Below are 18,389 nucleotides of genomic sequence, written 5' to 3' on the forward strand. Positions count from 1 at the left end.
ATGTCGAAAAGTCTGAAATTTGCTGGTAGCGGCGTCGGGGAGCCGTGGTGGGTGGTCGGCGACGTCACCAGGCGCCTCCTGGCGCCCCTCGGATACGAGGTCGAGGTACTCAGTAAGTCCGGGTCGACGAACAATCCCCGGTACGTCGGCGGCGGCAAGGCCGACGTCGGCGCGTGTGTCGTCCAAACGCTGGGCTGGGCAACGCGCCGAGAGCACCTCTTCAAGGACGACGACATCGCGCCGCTGCGCGCGGTCGGCCGCCTGGTGCGCCCGGCCTGGCTCGCCGCCGCGGCACGCTGGGAGCTCGGCTTCACAAGCTTGAAGGAGATCGGGGAGTCGGACTACCCGGTTCGGGTCCAGACGCACGACCTGTCGTCGATCGCCGGGGTTGTTCCCAACGAGCTACTGAAGTACTACCACCTGACCAAAGAAGAGGTTGAGGCGCGGGGCGGCACCGTCAAGGAGATCGGCAAGGGCGACTTCCGGGCCGGGGACGCGGATGTCATCGTCGCCAACCTCTACATGGGACGCACCGCGGTGACCAAACACTGGTACACCGCGTCGGAGCACGAGAACCTGCGCTTCTTCGATTTCGACGACGAGCTGCTGGACCAATTCGAGGCACGCGGCGAGGGCACTCGCGGGGAGATCCCGTTCCACTTCCTGCGCGGGGTCGACCGACGGGTCAAGGTGCTGCAGCGCAATCTCGACATCATCATCTACCTGCCGGAGTCAGCGGACGAGCAGTTCGTCTACGACCTCACGAAGCTGTATGACACAAACCGCGAGGTGTTCTTCAACCAGGCGGTTCACATGGTGTGGGACCCGGCGGCGGTGACGTCGACCGCTCCGCTGGAACTGCACGCGGGTGCGCGGCGGTACTACGAGGAGGCCGGGCGCCTGTAGCGGCTTGGCCCAAAGGATAGACCAACAAACCATTGCGCATGTAGGTTGTTTAAGGCTCATGAACGCAGGCGGACAGATGGGTAGGGCAGGTCATGGCGATGGCGAAAGAGTTGAAGTTTGCCGGCAGTGGCGTCGGCGAGCCGTGGTGGATCATCGGCCACATCACCCGTCGCCTGCTGGAGCCGCTGGGGTACGAGGTCGAGGTGCTCAGCGAGTCCGGATCGACGAACAACCCCCGGTACGTCGGCGGCGGCAAGGCGGATTTCGGCGCCACCGTCCCACAGACCCTCGGCTGGGCCGTTCGTGGCGAGCACCTCTTCCAGGGTGAGACGTTCGTTCCGCTGCGCGCCGTCGGTCGGGTGCGCCGCCCGTCCTGGCTGACCGCGGCGGCCCGATGGGAACTCGGGTTCACCAGCCTCAAGGAGATCGCGGAGTCCGACTACCCGATCCGGCTCGTCACCCACAACCTCAAGTCCATCGCCTCTGTCGTGCCCAACGAGGTGCTGAAGTATTACCACCTCACGAAGGAGGAGATCGAGGCGAAGGGCGGCACGGTTCGCGAGATCGGTGGGAACGACTACCGCTCCACCGACTTCGACGTCATCATCGGCAACCTCTACATGGGACGCAGCATGGTCACCCGGCACTGGGCGGCCGCGACGGAGCTGATGAACCTGAGGTTCCTCGACCTCGACGACGAGTTGCTCGCGAAGCTGACCGCAGCCGGTCACGGGACGCCGGGCGAGGTTCCGTTCCACTTCCTGCGCGGCGTAGACCGTTGGGTCAAGGCGCTCGACCGGATCAGCGACCTGCTCATCTACCTGCCGGAGTCAACCGACGAGCAGTTCGTCTACGACCTCACGAAGCTCTACGACACGAACCGCCGCACGTTCTTCGGTCAGGCCGTCCAGATGGCCTGGGACCCGGAAACCGTGACGGTGGGCGACCCACTACCGCTGCACGCTGGCGCTGAGCGTTACTACCGCGAAGTGGGCCTGCTCTGAGCGCGCTGGGCCAGTTGCTGCGCAACCGGGACTTCTCGTTCTTCTGGATAGGCACGGTGGCGTCCAACCTGGGCACCCGTGCCACCCAGGCCGCCGTGCTTTTCCAGGTCTACCAGATCAGCGGGTCCATCTCGGTGACCGGGCTCGTCGGCGTGGCCCAGGGTGTCGGCACCGTGGTCCTCAACCCGATCGGTGGCGTCCTCGCGGATCGGCTGGACCGGCGTCGACTCCTGCAGGCCAGCCAGTCGGTGTCGCTGCTCGGGGCGCTGTTCCTCGCGGTGTTCACCTTCATCGGGCACATCCAGGTATGGCAGATCCTGGTCGCGGTCCTGTTCGTCACGGCGTCCTCGTCCTTCGACCGGCCCGCGCGTACGGCGCTCGTCCCGGCCCTCGTGCGGCCTGAGCAACTGCCTGAGGCGATCGCCATCGTCAACCCATCACGCGAACTGGCGATCCTCGTCGGCCCGGCGTTCGGCGGTCTCATCATGTCGGTGGGCAGTGTCGGCTGGGTCTACGTCTTCGACACGTTCTCCTACGCGGTGCTCGTCGTGCTCGTAGGCTTCATCCGCGTCAAGCCGCTGCCGGGAGGCAAGAAGGCGGCATCGTTCACCGCCGATCTCGTCGAGGGCGCCAAGTATGTGGCGAAGCGCCCACTTGTCCTCCAATTCATCGCGCTGGACCTGTCCGCCCAGCTCTTCGGCGCCTACCGGGTTGTCCTGCCCGCCCTCGCGACGAACGTTCTCCATATCGGTGAGTTCGGCTACGGCATCCTCTCGTCCCTGCCGAGTGCCGGCGCGTTGTTGGCGACCTGGACCGTGTTCCGGGTGGTGCGCAGCGGCGGCAGGCAGGGCCTCATCGTCCTGTACTCGACGATGGCGTACGGCGTGGCGTGCATCGGCCTCGGGTTGTCGTCGATCCTCGCGTTCACGGTCGCGGCGGCCCTGGCACTCGGTTGGACGGACGCGCTCGCGACGGTGATCCGGCAATCGGCGGTGCAGCTCGATACCCCGGATGAACTACGCGGCCGGGTCACCTCGCTCTACCAGGTCGCCTCCGGCGGTGGCCCGTCGTTCGGGCAGATCGTCGTCGGGACGCTCGCCTCCGCCTTCGGGCCCGCCGGCGGCATGGCGGTCGGGGGTCTCATCACGCTCGTCTTCTCGGGATCGTTCCTCCTGCACCGCAACTCCGTCCGGGTGTACGACGGCCCGCGGAAAGTGCAGCCGGTACCCGTCTAGGCACCACATACCTATCGCCGGAAACAACCATTGAAGGAGATCACGTATGGAGAAGGCAGAACGCACCTTCGTTCGTGGCATGTACTCGGAGTCGTACGGCCTCGACCACATCCGGCAGGCGCAGCTCGCCGCACCCCGGGTGCGCGACGAGTCGGTCGTCGTCGACGACGGCTCGGTCGGACACTCGGGCACGGCCGAGGAGCGGGCATCCTCCAAGGGGCGCGGTTGGTGGCGCATCGGACCTGGTGACGACCAGTTCCTCACCCAGACGCTGCAGATCCACTTCGTCGAGCTCGCCCCGCGGAGTCGCGCGAACGGCCACGGGCACCAGAACGAGGCGTGCTTCTACATTCTCGACGGCCGCGGCTTCGAGATGCACGACGGCATCCGTTACGACTGGAAGAAGGACGACCTCGTCTTCGTCCACCCCGATTCGTTCCACCAGCACAACAACCCCTATGACGAGAAGGCCCTCTGTCTCGTCATGAAGGCGAAGTCCACGTGGATGTTCATGGGCCTGATTCAGCAGGGCCGCCCAGGTCCCATCGATCGGCCCGACGAGTTCGGCGAGCGCGAGGAGTGGGGCCGGATCTGGACGCCGGGCTCGGTCGATCGCAAGAAGGTCGTCAGCGTCGAAGACACCACCTGGGAGAACACACCGCTCGGTCGGGTGCGCACCATCAACTCCATCGCACAGAACAACCACCGGCAGTGGAGCGTCGACGTTTATGAGCTCGACATTCCCGCAGGCGGCCGCTCGGGCAAGTACTGGAAGATGGCGGACGAGGTCATGTATATCAAGTCCGGCAGCGGCTATTCGCTGCACTGGGAGGTGCAGGCCGAGATCGCGGAGAAGTATTACGCCCGCATCGCCCTCGAGCCGAAGCGCTACGACTTCAACAAGGGTGACACGCTCTACATCCCCCAGAACACCATCGCACAGCACTTCGCGGCCGATGGCACGCCGCTTCGCATGATCTCGTCGCAGAACCGCCTGTTCAAGCACCTTGGTTACGACGCCGTGCACTACTTCGAACCGGCATCAGCGTAGCGACCCAATACTGCGACAACAAAGGAGGTCCACTGTGGCCGAAAAAGATGCCACCGTCTCCGACGAACTGGCAAGCAAATTCAAGACCGAGAAGTCCTCGCCCTATGTACGCTGGGTCGCCGCAGAAGGGCTGGACATCATCGGCGCCCACTGGGTTCCCAACCTCAACGAGGTGGAGCTCAAGCCGTGGGCCCGCCGTGGCGGGCGCGGGGTCTACATCAACCACGAGGCGTCGCGCACTTCGAACGACTGCTACGTCTGCGAGGTCCCGGCAGGCGGCGAACTCAACCCGCAGCGCCAGCTGTTCGAGGAGATGATCCTCATCCTCTCGGGCCACGGTTCCACCTCGGTGTGGAATGACGCGGGGCAGAAGGTCACCTTCGAGTGGGGCCCGGGCTCGATGTTCGCCATCCCGCTCAACACGTGGCACCAGCATTTCAACGGCTCGGGCAGCGCGGTGGCCCGCTTCGTCTCCTCGACGAACGCGCCGCCCATCGTCAACCTGTACGACGACGCGGAGTTCGTCTTCAACACCCCTTACGACTTCAAGGCGAAGTTCGCCGGCGAGCCGGACTACTTCGCCGACAAGGACGAGGTCGACGGCCTGCTACTCAAGACGAACTTCGTCGCCGACGCCGTCAACCTCCAGTTGATTTCGGCCAAGGAGCGCGGCGCGGGTGGCGGGCACATCCGCTTCTCGATGGCCCGCGGGTCGATGAACAGCCACATCTCGCAATTCCCGACCGCGACCTACAAGAAGGGTCACCGGCACGGTCCGGGCGCGCACGTCATCATCTTGTCGGGTGAGGGTTTCAGCCTCATGTGGCCCGAGGGCGAGGAACCGCACCGCTACGATTGGCAGCCCGGCAGCCTCATCGTTCCGCCGAACATGTGGTACCACCAGCATTTCAACACCGGGACGGAGCCGGCTCGCTACCTCGCGTTCAAGCACGAGGGTGTCTCGATCCGCAACGCGCAGGGTGTGCCGAAGGCGTGGATCAGCCAGCGCATCGGCGGCGACCAGATCGACTACGTCGACGAGGCGCCCGTGGTCCGCGAGACCTTCGCCGCCGCGCTCGCGAAGAACGGCCTGGTGCCACAGATGGACTCCGCCTACGAGGCCGAGCTGCCCGACCTCCCGCCCAAGTCGTGACGGGCGTGGTGGACGACGACCACTTCGACGGGGATCCCGACGACTACGCGATGTGGGCGGTCGACAACGTCATCCTGAACAGCGTCGGCGTCGACGTCGGTTCGGCGACGACGCAGATCGCCTTCTCGCGGCTCCACCTCAAGCGGCACTCCGCAGACCTCACGAGCAGGTACGTCGTCGTCAGCCGCGAGCTCGTGTTCGACGGCGGGATTCGCCTGACGCCGTACGTGGATGGCGACCTCATCGATGCCGTCGCGCTCGGCGAGATGCTGGACGCCGCCTATGACGGTTCGGGCTGGACGGCCGACGACATCGACACGGGCGCCGTCATCCTCACCGGTGAGGCCCTGCGACGGGCGAACTCCGAGGCGATCGCGCAGGTGGTCGCGCGGCGGGCCGGGCAACTGGTCTGCGCCACCGCCGGGCATCACATGGAGGCCCTGCTCGCGGCCTACGGCTCGGGAGCGGTACGCCAGTCACATGATGAGGGCAGCGTCATCCTCAACGTCGATATCGGCGGCGGCACGACGAAGCTGACGCTCATCGACGCCGGACGGGTCATCGGCACCGCGGCCTTCCTTGTCGGCGGGCGGCTCCTCGCCGTCGATGCCGACGGGCGGCTCATCCGGCTCGAGCCGGGTGGTATGCGCCACGCCGCCGCCGCGGGCTTCGACTGGGCGCTCGGGGCCGCGGTGGCGCCGACCGACCTGGCAGCAGTCGGCGAGCACATGGCGCAGGCGGTGGCGGACGCCGTCGGGGGAAGGCCGGACCTGTTCCTCACACCACTGCTCGACCTTCCGGCGCGCGTCGACGGGGTCGTCGTCTCGGGTGGTGTCTCGGTGTATCTGCACGGCCGCGAGACGCGAGAGTTCGGCGACCTCGGCCCCTCGCTGGCAGCGGGGTTGAAGCGGCGGTTCGATGAGGGAGTCTTTCCGGGGCCGCTGCGCGTCGGGGAAGAGGCCATCCGCGCGACCGTCGTGGGCGCGTCGGAACACACCGTGCAGCTCTCCGGCCTCACCGGCTACATCAGCGACCCGGACGCCAGCCTGCCGAGGCGGAATCTGCCGGTCGCTCACGTGCCCACCGCCGAGATCGATGACGCGGCCCTCGCCGCGAGTATCCAGCGTGCATTCGAGACCCGTGACCTCGCCGACCCCGACCGCGAGGCCGTCCTCGCGCTCACGTGGCGCGGTGCCCCACGCTACCGCCGCATCGCGGCGCTGGCCCGCGCCGTGGTCGCCGGACTGGGGGACCGTGCCGTCGCCGGCCGTACCGTCTACCTGCTCGTGGATGGCGACATCGCGCTGACGGTGGGCCGGATCCTCGTCGACGAGCTGGGCGTCGGCGCCTCGCTCGTGGTGCTCGACGGGATCCAGTTGCGCGCCTTCGATCACGTGGATCTTGGCCGCCCCCGGCCGATCTCGGGCAATGTCCCGATCACGATCAAGTCTCTCGCGTTTGGACACGGCCATGTCTGATTCCTCGACGGCGGCCCCGTCCGTCACGCTCCGTTCGCTCATCCCCACGGCCTTCCTGCCGTCGGTGACCTTCGGGCTCTCCGGCGGGGCCATAGCGCCGGTGCTCGTTCTCACGGCTCTCAACCTTGGCGCGAGCCCGGGCCGCGCGGCGTTCACGGTGTCGCTGCTCGGCATCGGGCTGCTCGTCGGCGAGCTGCCTTCGGGATGGTTCGCCCAGCAGGTCGGCGAGCGGCGGGCGATGCTCTACAGCTCCACCGTGGCACTTGTCGCCCTCACCGCCGCCCCGCTCGTGCGGTCCGTCATCCTCCTCGAAGTCGCCATCTTCATCGTGGGAATGACCAACGCGACCTTCGCACTGGCCCGGCAGGCGTACATCGCCCAGAACGTGCCGCCGCTGCTGCGAGCTCGGGCCATGTCAAGCCTCGGTGGTTCCAACCGGATCGGCAGCTTCGCCGGCCCGTTCGCCGGTGCGGCGGCCATCGCCCTCTTCGATCTGCGGGCCGCATACTGGGTCGCTGTTGCCGCAACCGTCATCACCATGGTCGTCCTGTTGGTGGTGCCCGATCTGCCGGGTGCCGATTCGGGTGCTCGGCGGGCGAAGGCACAGGGCGTCGCGGTCGTGACGGTCGGCTTGCGCGACATCTTCCGCAGCCACTGGCGTGTCGTGGCGACGCTGGGCTGGGGAATCTTCTTCATGACGGCCGTGCGAGCCTCACGCCAGATCGTGCTTCCGCTATGGGCCAACCATCTCGGGCTGAACGCGGCCCAGACGAGCCTCATCTTCGGCATCGCGAGTGCCGTCGACATGTCCCTGTTCTATCCCGCCGGCAAGATCATGGACAGGTTCGGGCGGCTCGCCATCGCGGTTCCCGGGAATGCGCTCAACGGCATCGGCGTCATGTTGCTCCCGCTCACTCAGAACACGCTGTGGTTCGTCGTCGTCGCGATGGTGCTCAGCGCCGGCAACGGGCTCACGGCGGGCATTGGCATGACGTTGGGGGCCGACGTCGCTCCAGCGGAGGGCAAGGTGCGGTTCCTGTCCGTGTGGCGACTCATGGCCGACGCGGGCAATGCCTTCGGTCCCGTCGCCGTGTCCGCCGTGACCGCGGCCGCGGCGCTGAGTTTGGGCATCGCCTCAGTCGGCTCATTCGGCGTTCTGGCCGCCCTCGCCTTCGCGTACTGGGCGCCGAAGTACTCGCCCCTTGCCACGCTGGCGGGCGTCCGCCGCCACCGAGAGGAGGCGAAGGAGGAGGCGGAGGCGCGGAAACAACTGTCCGGGAAGCGGTGAGATCGAGAGGAACGATCATGGCGCGGGTGTGGGACCAGTTTTTGTCGGAGCAGGACAGAGCGCATGTCGCGGCGAGCCGGCCGAAGCGCCGCTACGGGTACGGGAATCGTGCCGCCGTCATCTCGATCGACAACTACCGTGGGGTCGTCGGCGACGAGCGGGTCCCGCTGATGGAGGCCGTGAAGAAGTGGCCGGGCGCGACAGGGCTCGCCGGCTGGGAGGCGCTGGACAACATCAAGGTGCTCTTCGCCGGCGCCCGCGATGCCGGGGTGCCGATCATCCACGTCACCGGGCTTCGCGAGGAGGACTCCGGCGTCCCTGGATGGTCGTCGCGACGCGGTGGCCGTGGCACGACGCTCGGGGAGGACGACGATGTGGCGGCGGCGGAACGCTACAGCCGCCGCTACGACATCGTCGACGAGGCCGCCCCGCTGCCGGGCGAGGTGGTGCTCCGCAAGACGACCCCGAGCGCCTTCCTCGGGACGCCCCTGGTCATGCACCTCAACAACCTGGGCATCGACACCCTCATCGTGACGGGCGAGTCGGTGAGCGGCTGCGTCCGTGCGACCGTCGTCGACGGATGCTCCTACCGGCTCAACATGATCGTCGTCGAGGAATGCGTCTACGACCGGCACGAGGCGCCGCGGGCCATCAACCTCTTCGACATGGATCAAAAGTATGCCGATGTCGTGCCGCTGACCGAGGTCCTCGACTATCTGGCCGCTGTCAAGGTGACGCCCGCGGCGGTTGACGAACCAAATGGGCGAGGGCATGATGGTTAGGCCATTAGTCCGCAAATGCCATCCACAAAGTGGCCGGCTGTTCATGGCTTCGAGACGGGTCCTTGGAAGGAAATAGATGCTGCGCACCGAGATCAATGAACTGCTGACGCAGACGGGCCCCGGCACTCCCATGGGAGAGCTGTTCCGCCGCTACTGGCAGCCGGTGCTGCTGGCCGAAGAGCTCCCCGAGAACGACTGCCCGCCCGTCCGGGCGAAGATTCTCTCCGAGCGGCTCATCGCGTTCCGCGACTCCGAGGGTCGATACGGGCTCATGGACGAGTTCTGCGCGCACCGTGGCGTCTCGCTCTGGTTCGGCCGCAACGAGCAGGGCGGCCTGCGCTGCCCCTACCACGGCTGGAAGTACGACGTCACCGGCCAGGCCATCGAGGTCCCGAGCGAACCCGAGACCAGCAACTTCTGTGCCAACGTGAAACTGAAGTCCTACCCGATGGTCAAGCTCGGCGACGTGCTGTGGGCCTACCTCGGCGACCCCGAGAAGCAACCGCCGCTACCCGAGTGGGAGTTCGTGACGGTGCCTGAGGGCCACGCGTTCACCTCCAAGCGCCTCCAGGAATGCAACTGGCTGCAGGCGCTCGAGGGCGGCATCGACTCCAGCCACGTCAGCTTCCTGCACTCCGGCAACCTCGACAGCGACCCGCTCTTCAAAGGCTCGAAGGGCAATCAATACAACAAGGGCGACCTCAAGCCCTTCTTCGAGGTCGTCGACTACGAGGGCGGACTGCTCATCGGTGCGCGCCGCAACGCCGAAGAGAACCACTACTACTGGCGGGTCACGCCGTGGGTTCTCCCCAACTTCACCATGGTGCCCCCGCGCGGTGACCACCCCGTGCACGGCCACTTCTGGGTGCCGATCGACGACGAACACTGCTGGGCCTACAGCTTCGACTACCACCCGACCCGCCAACTGACCGACAACGAGGTCGCGGCCATGCGGGCCGGTCTGGGCGTACACAGCGAGAACGACGCGGCCTACCGGCCGGTCGCCAACAAGGACAACGACTACCTGATGGACCGCGAGGCCCAGCGCCGCGGCGAGACCTTCTCCGGCATCAAGGGCATCGCGCTTCAGGACTCCTCGATCCAGGAGTCGATGGGTCCGATCGTCGACCGCACCAAGGAGCGCCTGGTCGCCACCGACGCCGGCATCATCAAAGCCCGCCAGAAGCTGCGCAAGGCCGCGTTGGCGCTGCAGGAGGGGGTCGAACCGGTCGGCAACCGTGCCCAGGACCAGAAGGTCCGCTCGGTCGCCATCGTCTTGCCTTCCGACCAGGCATTCGTCGAGGGCATCGGTGAGGCGATGATCGCCAAGCCGGGTGTCCCACAGACCACCGTTTGAGGCGGCGAAGATGCCCAACCAGTTGTCGATCCCTACCGGCGTCAGCGCCTGCGCCGTCGCGACCACCGCGAAGGAGGCGGCGTTCCGCATCGACTATCCGCTCGCCGCGGCCCGCAACACGCGGGTCGTTGCACTGGACGCCGCCGCCGAGTCGATCGTGCGCACAGCGGCGGCGGAGGAGTGGGGGCAGGCGCGGTTCTACTCGACCACCGACCCGGGCCACGAGCTGATCACCATCGACGGCGACTCCGTCGATCTGGCTGGGGAGCTGGAGGACAGCAACACCGTCGTCATGGTCTCGACCAACGGTCAGAACGCCGAGGCCGCCGCCACCATCGGCGCCGCCTGCAAGGTCCGCGGCATCATGACGGCCGGCCTGGTCGTCACGCCCGGCCAGCTCACGAGCGAGGCGCTCTTCGCGTTGCGCCCGCACGCCCGCATCCTGCTGGTGCCCGCCGAGCCCGACGACCTGATCGAGCTGCTGAGGGCGACCCGGGCATGAGCACGATGACGGTCCCGAAGCTCCAGGCGATGAAGGCGTCGGGGGAGAAGAGCGTCTGCATCGTCGCGTGGGACTACCAGATGGCTCGGATCGCCGACCGGGCCGGCGCCGACGTGGTGTCGGTCGGCGACACGGTCGGTGTGAACCTCTGGGGGCAGCGGGACCCGCTCGAGATCACCTTCGACGAGCTGCTCGTCGTCGCGAGGTCGGTGCGCCGCGGTGTCACGGACGCGCTGCTCAGCTGCGACTTCCCGTTCGGCCCGCTGCAGGCGGGCGAGGCCGTTCCGGCCGCGATCCGGCTGGTCAAGGAGGCCGGCGTCGACCTGGTCAAACTCGACGGCGCCGCCGACTTCCCGGAGGCGGTCGAGGCCGTGACGCGGGCCGGGATCCCGGTGTTCGCGCAGTTCGGCATCACGCCACAGACGGCGCTCAAGTACGGCGTGGAGTACTCCGCCGCCCACACGGCCCGGGTCCCGGACGACATGCTCGAGGAGCTGGTCTCCGAGGCGAAGCGGCTCGAGTCCGCCGGCGCGGTGGCGCTCAACTTCACCAACTCCGGGCCGGTGGTCGGGCCTGCCGTCGTACAGGCGGTGTCGATCCCGGTGCTCGGCGGCTTTGGTGGCGGGCCCTGGCTGGACGGCCGGATCCGGATGGCTACGGCCGCGATCGGCTACTCCGCCAAGTGGCTGGACGAGGAGCCCGACACCTACGCCAATGTGGCACGCGTGGCGTACGACGCGCTGACCGCCTGCATCGACGACGTGCGCTCCGGCCGTCAGATCCGCGGCGGCATCCCGGTCGACAAGCAGTAGGAGGCACCATGCCGACCGTCGAGCTCGACGGCATCCGCACCCGCTACGAGGCGGTCGGCCAAGGGCCGGCGTTGCTGATGCTCAGCCCCGGCGGCTTCGACTCCAGCCTCGAGAACTGGACGTCGTTCGGCCGTTACCGGCAGCTCGGCTTCGTCGAGGCGCTGTCACGGCACTACACCTGCATCGTCTTCGACCGACGTGAGTCCGGCCAGTCCGGCGGTCGCCTCGAGCGACTCTCGTGGCAGAAGTATGTCGACCAGGCGATCGCGCTGCTCGACCACCTCGGCGTCGAGGAGACCCACACGATGGGCGGCTGCGTCGGCTGCTCGACCGCCGCCGCGATCGCGGTCGCGCAGCCTGGGCGGGTGCGGTCCATGGTGCTCTTCTCCCCGGCGGGGGGCGTCACCTACCGCGCCAAGCAGCACGAGCGGTTCACCCAGCACCTCGGTTTCGTCCTCACGCACGGCCTAACCGCCGTCGTCGACCTCGCCCGGGAGACCGGCGCCGGCTTCGGTAAAGACCCCCGGGTCGGCCCGTGGGCAGCGGTGCTGCGTAGCGACGATGCGTTCGCGGCGGCGTACGCCGCCGCCGATCCCGCTCGCTACACCACGATCATCAGCGGCAGCTCGCGCCTGCTGTTCGACCGCGACACCGTGCCGGGCGTGGAGCCGGAGGACTTGCAGCTGCTCGACGTACCGGCCCTCATCGTGCCTGGCGAGGACACCTCCCACACCCGCTCGGCGGCGCGCTACCTCCAGGAGTGCCTGCCCCACAACGAGTACTGGGACGCCCCCGTCGCCGAGCAGACGCCGGGGGCGTCCACGGCGCGGATACTCGACTTCCTCTCGGGTTATCGGCTCGCGCCCCGGCTGAGGACGACCGCATGACGCGGCGGCTTCCCCTCACGCTCGCGTGCGGCGACTACGACCGCACCCGGGCCCTGCTCGAGGGCGACGTCCGCCCCGACGGGATCGACCTCACCTACCTGAGGCTGCCGGTCGAGGAGACGTTCTTCCGGATGCTGCGACATCGCGAGTTCGACATCGCGGAGATGTCGTTGTCGACGTACGCCGCCTCCCTCGACCACGCGGATCGACCGTTCGTGGCGCTGCCGGTCTTCACGTCCCGGATGTTCAGGCATGGTGGCATCTTCGTGAACGACTCCTCGGGCATCCAGAAACCGCGGGATCTGCGCGGCAAGAGGGTGGGCAACGCCGAGTTCCAGCTCACGGCGAACGTGTGGATACGCGGCATTCTCGCCGACGAGTACGAGGTGCCGGTGGACTCGGTGACCTACCTGACCGGCGGCCAGGAGACCCCGGGGCGGATCGAGAAGGGCGCGATCAACACCGCCTTCGACGTCACCGCCATCCCGCCGGACCGCACCCTTGCGGACATGCTCCACACCGGCGAGATCGACGCGTTCTACGGCCCGCGGATCCCGACCTCGTTCTACCGCGGCGATGGCCGGGTGCGGCGCCTGTTCACGGATCCGATGGCTGCGGAGAAGGAGTACTTCGCCCGGACGCGGATCTTCCCGATCATGCACGTGGTCGCACTGCGCCGGGACGTGTACGAGGCCGATCGCTGGATCGCGCAGTCCCTGTACAAGGCGTTCACGCGGGCCAAGGACATGGCGAATGAGGCCTTCCTCGACGCCTCCGCGCTGCGTTTCATGTCGCCGTGGCTGATCCAGCACGCCGAGGCCGACCGGGCGCTGCTCGGTGACGACTTCTGGTCCTACGGTCTCGATGCCAACCGACGCGTCCTCGACACCTTCCTCGCCTACCACCACGCCCAGGGACTGTCCCTGCGGCGGCTGACCCCGGAGGAACTGTTCGCACCCGAGACGCTCGAGAGCTTCGTCATCTGACGAGAACGGCGCCTCCGGTCAGGCCGTTGGGCGGAGGAATTCCTTGAGCGCGACCGCAGTGTCCGCGGCTGCCTCGGCCGGAATGCTGCGGCCGCCGTCGAGGAGCTTACGGACAGCCATGTAGTCGCGCGGGGCGTTGACGGCGTCGATGGAGAGAAGACGGCCGGCGCGGTAGTAGAAGGCGGAGAACTGCTCGCTCGCCGGGTCCCCGCGCAGGACGACCTGGTCGTAGCCGGTGTTGATGCCGGCCATCTGGAGCTTGAGGTCGGCCTGGTCGGACCAGAACCACGGCGTGCCGGTGTCGGGAGCCGCAGTGCCGAGCATCGTGGCGGCGGCCGTCTTCGCCTGCGCGATCGCGTTCTGGACCGACTCGAGCCGCAAAGAGCCGTGGTCGGGGTGCGCGATGACCGTGCAGTCCCCGGCGGCTAAAACGGTGGGGTTGCTGGATCGAGCGGACTCATCGACGACGATCCCGCCCGAGCAGGTGAGGCCCATCTGCTCGGCGAGCTCGGTGTGTGGGACGAGGCCGACACCGACGACGACGGCGTCCGCGGGGAGCACCCGACCGTCGCTCAACTCGACCGCGTCGACGCGTCCCGTCCCGACAAAGCCGCTGACGGTGGAGTTGAGCAGGATGGTGGTGCCCCGACGACGGTGGGCTGCGGCGACGAAGTCGGACATGACGGGGGCGACCGCGCGCTCCAGGAGGCGGGGCGCGGTCTCGACGACGGTCACGTCCTTGCCGGCCGCCGTGGCCGCCGCGGCGGCCTCGAGGCCGACGAAGCCGCCGCCCACGACGACGAACCGATCGGCCTTTTCCAGGTCGACGCGGAGGCTGGCGGCGTCCTCGACGTCGCGCAGGTAGTGGATGCCCGCGAGCTCGTGGCCCGGCAGGTTGAGCCGGCGCGGGGTGCCGCCGACGGTGAGCGCGAGGCGATCGAAGCTGAGGGTGCGTCCGCTGCGGGTGGTGGCCTCGCCGGCGCCCTGGCTCGGATCGGTGAGGTGGATGCCGTCGACCCATTCACCGCAGATCAGGTCGATGCCGTTGGCCCGGTAGAACTCCGGCGCGCGCAGCGCGAGGCGGTCCTCGGGGTGCGTGCCCCGGAGGTAGCCCTTCGAGAGCGGCGGACGCTGGTAAGGGGCCCGCGGCTCACCACCGAGCAGGGTCACGCTACCTGTCGCACCGAGCTCTCGCAGTGTGCTGGCGAGCTGGAGGCCGGCCTGGCTGGCTCCGATGATGAGCGTGCCGACGTTTTCGCGCCGCTCCATCGCACCCCCTAAGGTCCATTGGTATGACCATAACCGGATCGGGCCTTCAGGGCAAGGCAGTAAGTGGCCGGTGGAGGTTGGACAGGCCGCGGGGTGGACCTGTAGTGCCGCAAATGGCCAAACCATCTTATTAGATTCGCTGCGCGCTTCAGGGGCAGTATGGACATGTGTTTGTTCGCGGACTCACGGCGGCGACGTACGGGCTCACCGACTTGCGCCGCACGACCGCGCAGCACGAGACAACGTCGTCGAGGCCGCGCGGATTTGTTAGCCCAACGATGTGCGCTTGACCCGGCTCGCGGTCCGGTTGAGGTGCGTGCGCATGATCGACTGCATGGTCGTCAGGTCGCGGCGCCTGATGGCCGCGACCAGCCGCCGATGCTCGTCGACGCCAACCCGACCCATCACCGGGGCCGCCACCTGGGCCTCCTTCAACGACATCAGCATCGGGCCGTGGAAGCTCCGCACGAGCATGCTGATCGCGGGGTTGTGCGTGCACTCCGCGACCCGGATGTGGAACTCCGCCGACTGCTCCATCGTGTACTCGCCGGACCGCATCGCCCTGCGGCCGGCTTCGACGAGGGCGACCAGGTCGGCGATGTCGGTGTCGGTCGCACGCTCGACCACCAGGGGCAGGATGCCGAGTTCGACTACCATCCGGCCCTCGGTCACGTCCGCCGCGGTGGCCGGTGGCAAACTCAGCAGGTCGGCGAGACCCTCGCTCAGTCGCTCCGGCGTCGGCGAGGCCAGGTAGACGCCGCCGCGGGAGCCGACGCGGACCGTGGCAAGCCCGCTCGCCTCCAGCACGCGCACCGCCTGGCGCACGGGCACCCGGCTCACCCCGAAGCGCTGGCACAGTTCGCGCTCGCTCGGCAGGCGGTCGCCTGGGTGGAGCTTGCCTTCGCGGATCAGCGACCTGATCTGATCGACGATCACGCGGGACACCCGGTCGACGTTGACGCGGCTGAACATGTCGCCAGGGCCGGCGCCGAGTTCCTTCGTTGCCGCCATGCTCCACTCTCCTCAGCGAGTGAACAATCGCGATCGATGGTATGTGACCGACCGCCCCGGCGCGGCCCGACCGAGCCGTCCCGGGGGCTCGGGCTCGACCGCCGCGCGGTTCGTGGCATCCACCACCATGCGGCCGGTCATCATTCTCAGCGGTCAAGGTCTCGGTCTCATGTGGCCGGAAGGTGAGCAGCCACACGGCTAAGAGTGGCGGCCCGACACTCTGATCGTGGCGCGATCAGCGGGCGGATCGGTGGCGACGAGATCGACGACGCGGACGACACGTCGATCCTGCGCGAGACCTTCGCCAAGGCGCCGGCGAAAAGGGGTCTCACGTCGGCCATCGGCGAAGGGTATGCCGCCGAGCTCGAAGATCTTCCGCCGAAGTCCACCGGGGTTGCGCCGGCGCGGGGAGGCGATGCTCGCGGCACACGGGTCCGGCGCGGTCCCGGACCTCGCACTCTCCGCCAACCTCGGCGGCGGCACCAGCAAATTTTCGCTGATCGACCGGGGCCGGATCGTGTCCAACGCGGCGTTCATGTCGGCGGCCGCACGCGACGCTGTTTCTCGATCCCTACCCGGCCCCGCTGCTGGTCCGCGAGCTCAGGCGGGCATCCAACCGTGGGTAGACGCGGCGGGCGTTGCCTTCGAACGTGAGCGCGAGGTCCGCAGTGGACAGACCGGCGTTGTCGACGTAGCGCTTGGTGTCGTCCCAGTAGTGGCCGGTCTCCGGGTCGACGCCACGGACCGCGCCGTGCAGCTCCGACGCGAACAGGACGTTGTCAACGTCGATCACCCGGTAGAGCAGATCGATGCCCGGCTGGTGGTAGACGCACGTGTCGAAGTGCACGTTGCGCATCACGTGCTCGGCGAGCGCCGGCCGGCCCAGCCGGGCAGCCAGACCGCGAAACCGTCCCCAGTGGTATGGCACGGCACCGCCGCCATGCGGGATGACCAGGCGCAGGGTCGGGAAGTCGCGGAACAGGTCGCCTTGCACCAGTTGCATGAAGGCAGCGGTGTCGGCGTTGAGGTAGTGGGCGCCGAGCGTGTGCGCGTTCACGTTGCACGAGGCCGAGACGTGCACCATCGCCGGCACGTCGAGCTCGACCAGCGCCTCGTAGAGCGGGTACCAGTATCGGTCCGTCAGCGGCTTGCCGGTCCAGTGCCCGCCGGACGGATCGGGGTTGACGTTGCAGCCGACGAACCCCAGCTCCTCGACGCATCGGCGCAGCTCCCGGACCGCGTCGTCGAGTCCGCCGGCCGGCGTCTGCGGTAGCTGGCAGACGCCCGCGAAGTGGTCCGGGTGGAGCTCGACCACGCGGTGCAGCAGGTCGTTGCAGGCGTGGGCCCAAGCGGTGGCGACGGCCTGGTCGGTGACGTCGTGGCCCATCGCGGAGGCCTGCGGCGAGAAGATCATCAGATCGGTGCCGCGTTCGCGCAGCAGTCGGAGTTGCGTACCCTCGACACTCTCCGTGATCTCGTCATCGCTGATTCGTGCTGGGGTCGGGCGCTCACCGCGGAACAAGGACTCCCGGTACGCCTGATGGGCGGCGGGCGCGGTGGTGTAGTGCCCGTGACAGTCGATGATCATTCGGCGTCCGACTCCTCGTCGACGTACCGCAGGCCCTTGCGGGCCAACCGTTCCCGCATGGTGTTGACGTCGAGGCTGAGCTCACCGGCCTGATAGCGGGCGCGGGCCGCGGCTTCCTTCTTCTCGCGCGCCGCGGACGCGGCGACCACCGCCTCGGCGGCGGCCCGTGGCACCACCACCACGCCGTCGTCGTCCGCGACGACCAGGTCGCCCGGCCGAACCAGTTGTCCCGCGCAGACCACGGGGACGTTGACGTCGCCCAGTGTCTCTTTCACCGTGCCGGTCGCGGAGACCCAGCGGGACCAGACGGGAAAGCCCATCGCGGTCAGGTCGGTGACGTCCCGGCAGCCGGCGTCGATGACGAGCCCGCGCACGCCGCGTGCGGCGGCCGCGGTGGCGAGCAGCTCGCCGAAGTAGCCGGCGTCCGACGGCGACGTCGGTGCTACCACCAGGACGTCACCGTCGCGGCACTGCTCCATCGCGACATGGATCATCCAGTTGTCGCCGGGCGGGACGCTCACGGTGACCGCGGTGCCACACAGCCGCGCGCCGGGGAAGATCGGGCGGAGCCGGACGTCCAGCAGGCCGGTGCGGCCCTGCGCCTCGTGGATCGTGGCCACACCGAACCCGGCCAACGCATCCACAGTAGACTGGGCGGCACGAGCGATGTTCCGGACAACGACCGCCATGTCTCTCCACTCTCCCGCGCCGTTCCCGGTCTGATGGACTAATCTTTCCCAGACGCGGTCCGCAACTATAACCCGGTCACGGAGCGTTTGGTAGAGTGGTATGACATCATTTCTTTAGTCCGCTCCACGACACGGGGGGAAGAACCCGATGGCTACCGCGAAGACTCCGCCCGCCGCTTGGGCCGGTGATGACGCCGACATGTTCAAGGCGGTCTCGCTTAATCGGGTGTCGCAGGTGATCGTTGATCAGATCAAGTTGTTGTTGCGGCAGGGTCGGCTCAAGCCGGGTGATCGGTTGCCCAGTGAGCGGGAGTTGTGTGAGCGGTTCGGGGTGAGCCGTGTGACGGTGCGTGAGGCGTTGCGGGTGTTGGAGGCCAATGGTCTGGTCGAC

General features: G+C 67.9%; 18 protein-coding genes. 14 read left to right on the top strand and 4 right to left on the bottom strand.

Annotated elements, in window-relative coordinates; all coding sequences use genetic code 11:
* The 13 genes from AB0J74_RS37840 (at position 1) to AB0J74_RS37900 (ending at position 13,441) form a co-directional block, all read left to right on the top strand.
* A complete protein-coding gene (locus AB0J74_RS37840) occupies positions 1–906 on the top strand; it encodes a TAXI family TRAP transporter solute-binding subunit (protein ID WP_363457793.1) in 906 nt (301 codons plus the stop codon).
* A 98-nt stretch (positions 907–1,004) separates the two neighbouring features.
* Entirely contained in the window at positions 1,005–1,910 is a 906-nt protein-coding gene (locus tag AB0J74_RS37845; protein WP_363457796.1) for a TAXI family TRAP transporter solute-binding subunit, read from the top strand.
* 14 nt (positions 1,911–1,924) lie between these two features.
* Positions 1,925–3,145: an MFS transporter gene (locus tag AB0J74_RS37850; RefSeq protein WP_363457798.1), complete on the top strand. Its 1,221-nt coding sequence runs from the start codon at positions 1,925–1,927 to the stop codon at positions 3,143–3,145.
* 46 nt (positions 3,146–3,191) lie between these two features.
* Positions 3,192–4,196 (top strand): cupin domain-containing protein, encoded by a 1,005-nt coding sequence (locus AB0J74_RS37855; RefSeq protein WP_363457801.1) that lies wholly within the window; start codon positions 3,192–3,194, stop codon positions 4,194–4,196.
* Positions 4,197–4,230: 34 nt separating this feature from the next.
* Positions 4,231–5,349, top strand: a complete 1,119-nt coding sequence (locus tag AB0J74_RS37860; protein ID WP_363457804.1) for a hypothetical protein — start codon at positions 4,231–4,233, stop codon at positions 5,347–5,349.
* Positions 5,350–5,354: 5 nt separating this feature from the next.
* Complete coding sequence (locus tag AB0J74_RS37865; protein WP_363457807.1) at positions 5,355–6,827, top strand: ethanolamine ammonia-lyase reactivating factor EutA; 1,473 nt, start codon at positions 5,355–5,357, stop codon at positions 6,825–6,827.
* Positions 6,820–8,115: an MFS transporter gene (locus AB0J74_RS37870; RefSeq protein WP_363457810.1), complete on the top strand. Its 1,296-nt coding sequence runs from the start codon at positions 6,820–6,822 to the stop codon at positions 8,113–8,115. Before AB0J74_RS37865 ends, AB0J74_RS37870 begins: the two co-directional genes overlap by 8 nt.
* Positions 8,116–8,132: 17 nt before the next feature.
* Positions 8,133–8,897: an isochorismatase family protein gene (locus AB0J74_RS37875; protein ID WP_363457813.1), complete on the top strand. Its 765-nt coding sequence runs from the start codon at positions 8,133–8,135 to the stop codon at positions 8,895–8,897.
* A gap of 76 nt (positions 8,898–8,973) precedes the next feature.
* Positions 8,974–10,254, top strand: coding sequence for a Rieske 2Fe-2S domain-containing protein (locus tag AB0J74_RS37880; RefSeq protein ID WP_363457816.1), 1,281 nt, complete (start codon positions 8,974–8,976; stop codon positions 10,252–10,254).
* A gap of 10 nt (positions 10,255–10,264) precedes the next feature.
* Entirely contained in the window at positions 10,265–10,756 is a 492-nt protein-coding gene (locus AB0J74_RS37885; protein ID WP_363457819.1) for a hypothetical protein, read from the top strand.
* Positions 10,753–11,568 carry a 3-methyl-2-oxobutanoate hydroxymethyltransferase gene (locus AB0J74_RS37890; RefSeq protein WP_363457822.1) on the top strand — a complete coding sequence of 272 codons (816 nt, stop codon included), beginning with the start codon at positions 10,753–10,755 and terminating at the stop codon, positions 11,566–11,568. The genes AB0J74_RS37885 and AB0J74_RS37890 overlap by 4 nt, the downstream gene beginning before the upstream one ends.
* 8 nt (positions 11,569–11,576) lie before the next feature.
* On the top strand, positions 11,577–12,455 hold the full coding sequence (locus tag AB0J74_RS37895) for an alpha/beta hydrolase (protein WP_363457825.1): 879 nt from the start codon (positions 11,577–11,579) through the stop codon (positions 12,453–12,455).
* On the top strand, positions 12,452–13,441 hold the full coding sequence (locus tag AB0J74_RS37900; RefSeq protein WP_363457828.1) for an ABC transporter substrate-binding protein: 990 nt from the start codon (positions 12,452–12,454) through the stop codon (positions 13,439–13,441). The genes AB0J74_RS37895 and AB0J74_RS37900 overlap by 4 nt, the downstream gene beginning before the upstream one ends.
* An 18-nt stretch (positions 13,442–13,459) precedes the next feature.
* Here the strand turns inward: AB0J74_RS37900 and AB0J74_RS37905 are convergent, their stop codons facing one another.
* The 4 genes from AB0J74_RS37905 to AB0J74_RS37920 form a co-directional block, all read right to left on the bottom strand.
* The gene (locus tag AB0J74_RS37905) at positions 13,460–14,710 is read right to left on the bottom strand and encodes an FAD-dependent oxidoreductase (RefSeq protein ID WP_363457831.1); all 1,251 of its coding nucleotides are present in this window, start codon (positions 14,708–14,710) and stop codon (positions 13,460–13,462) included.
* Positions 14,711–14,977: 267 nt separating this feature from the next.
* Positions 14,978–15,721: a FadR/GntR family transcriptional regulator gene (locus tag AB0J74_RS37910; RefSeq protein ID WP_363457834.1), complete on the bottom strand. Its 744-nt coding sequence runs from the start codon at positions 15,719–15,721 to the stop codon at positions 14,978–14,980.
* Positions 15,722–16,292: 571 nt separating this feature from the next.
* Positions 16,293–17,309, bottom strand: a complete 1,017-nt coding sequence (locus AB0J74_RS37915; RefSeq protein ID WP_363457837.1) for an amidohydrolase family protein — start codon at positions 17,307–17,309, stop codon at positions 16,293–16,295.
* Complete coding sequence (locus tag AB0J74_RS37920; RefSeq protein ID WP_363457840.1) at positions 17,306–17,998, bottom strand: 4-carboxy-4-hydroxy-2-oxoadipate aldolase/oxaloacetate decarboxylase; 693 nt, start codon at positions 17,996–17,998, stop codon at positions 17,306–17,308. Before AB0J74_RS37920 ends, AB0J74_RS37915 begins: the two co-directional genes overlap by 4 nt.
* A gap of 148 nt (positions 17,999–18,146) precedes the next feature.
* Here AB0J74_RS37920 and AB0J74_RS37925 point away from each other — a divergent pair.
* Positions 18,147–18,389: GntR family transcriptional regulator (locus AB0J74_RS37925; protein ID WP_363457843.1), on the top strand; the 243-nt coding region annotated here is incomplete at its 3' end.

This window comes from Asanoa sp. NPDC049573, from assembly GCF_040676615.1.
In the GTDB taxonomy this organism is placed as follows: domain Bacteria; phylum Actinomycetota; class Actinomycetes; order Mycobacteriales; family Micromonosporaceae; genus Asanoa.

Coding starts and splice junctions, on each gene's coding strand:
- AB0J74_RS37915 (WP_363457837.1), bottom strand. CDS start 17,309: ATGATCATCGACTGTCACGGGCACTACACCACCGCGCCCGCCGCCCAT.
- AB0J74_RS37895 (WP_363457825.1), top strand. CDS start 11,577: ATGCCGACCGTCGAGCTCGACGGCATCCGCACCCGCTACGAGGCGGTC.
- AB0J74_RS37910 (WP_363457834.1), bottom strand. CDS start 15,721: ATGGCGGCAACGAAGGAACTCGGCGCCGGCCCTGGCGACATGTTCAGC.
- AB0J74_RS37890 (WP_363457822.1), top strand. CDS start 10,753: ATGAGCACGATGACGGTCCCGAAGCTCCAGGCGATGAAGGCGTCGGGG.
- AB0J74_RS37840 (WP_363457793.1), top strand. CDS start 1: ATGTCGAAAAGTCTGAAATTTGCTGGTAGCGGCGTCGGGGAGCCGTGG.
- AB0J74_RS37905 (WP_363457831.1), bottom strand. CDS start 14,710: ATGGAGCGGCGCGAAAACGTCGGCACGCTCATCATCGGAGCCAGCCAG.
- AB0J74_RS37845 (WP_363457796.1), top strand. CDS start 1,005: ATGGCGAAAGAGTTGAAGTTTGCCGGCAGTGGCGTCGGCGAGCCGTGG.
- AB0J74_RS37920 (WP_363457840.1), bottom strand. CDS start 17,998: ATGGCGGTCGTTGTCCGGAACATCGCTCGTGCCGCCCAGTCTACTGTG.
- AB0J74_RS37880 (WP_363457816.1), top strand. CDS start 8,974: ATGCTGCGCACCGAGATCAATGAACTGCTGACGCAGACGGGCCCCGGC.
- AB0J74_RS37870 (WP_363457810.1), top strand. CDS start 6,820: ATGTCTGATTCCTCGACGGCGGCCCCGTCCGTCACGCTCCGTTCGCTC.
- AB0J74_RS37900 (WP_363457828.1), top strand. CDS start 12,452: ATGACGCGGCGGCTTCCCCTCACGCTCGCGTGCGGCGACTACGACCGC.
- AB0J74_RS37885 (WP_363457819.1), top strand. CDS start 10,265: ATGCCCAACCAGTTGTCGATCCCTACCGGCGTCAGCGCCTGCGCCGTC.
- AB0J74_RS37875 (WP_363457813.1), top strand. CDS start 8,133: ATGGCGCGGGTGTGGGACCAGTTTTTGTCGGAGCAGGACAGAGCGCAT.
- AB0J74_RS37855 (WP_363457801.1), top strand. CDS start 3,192: ATGGAGAAGGCAGAACGCACCTTCGTTCGTGGCATGTACTCGGAGTCG.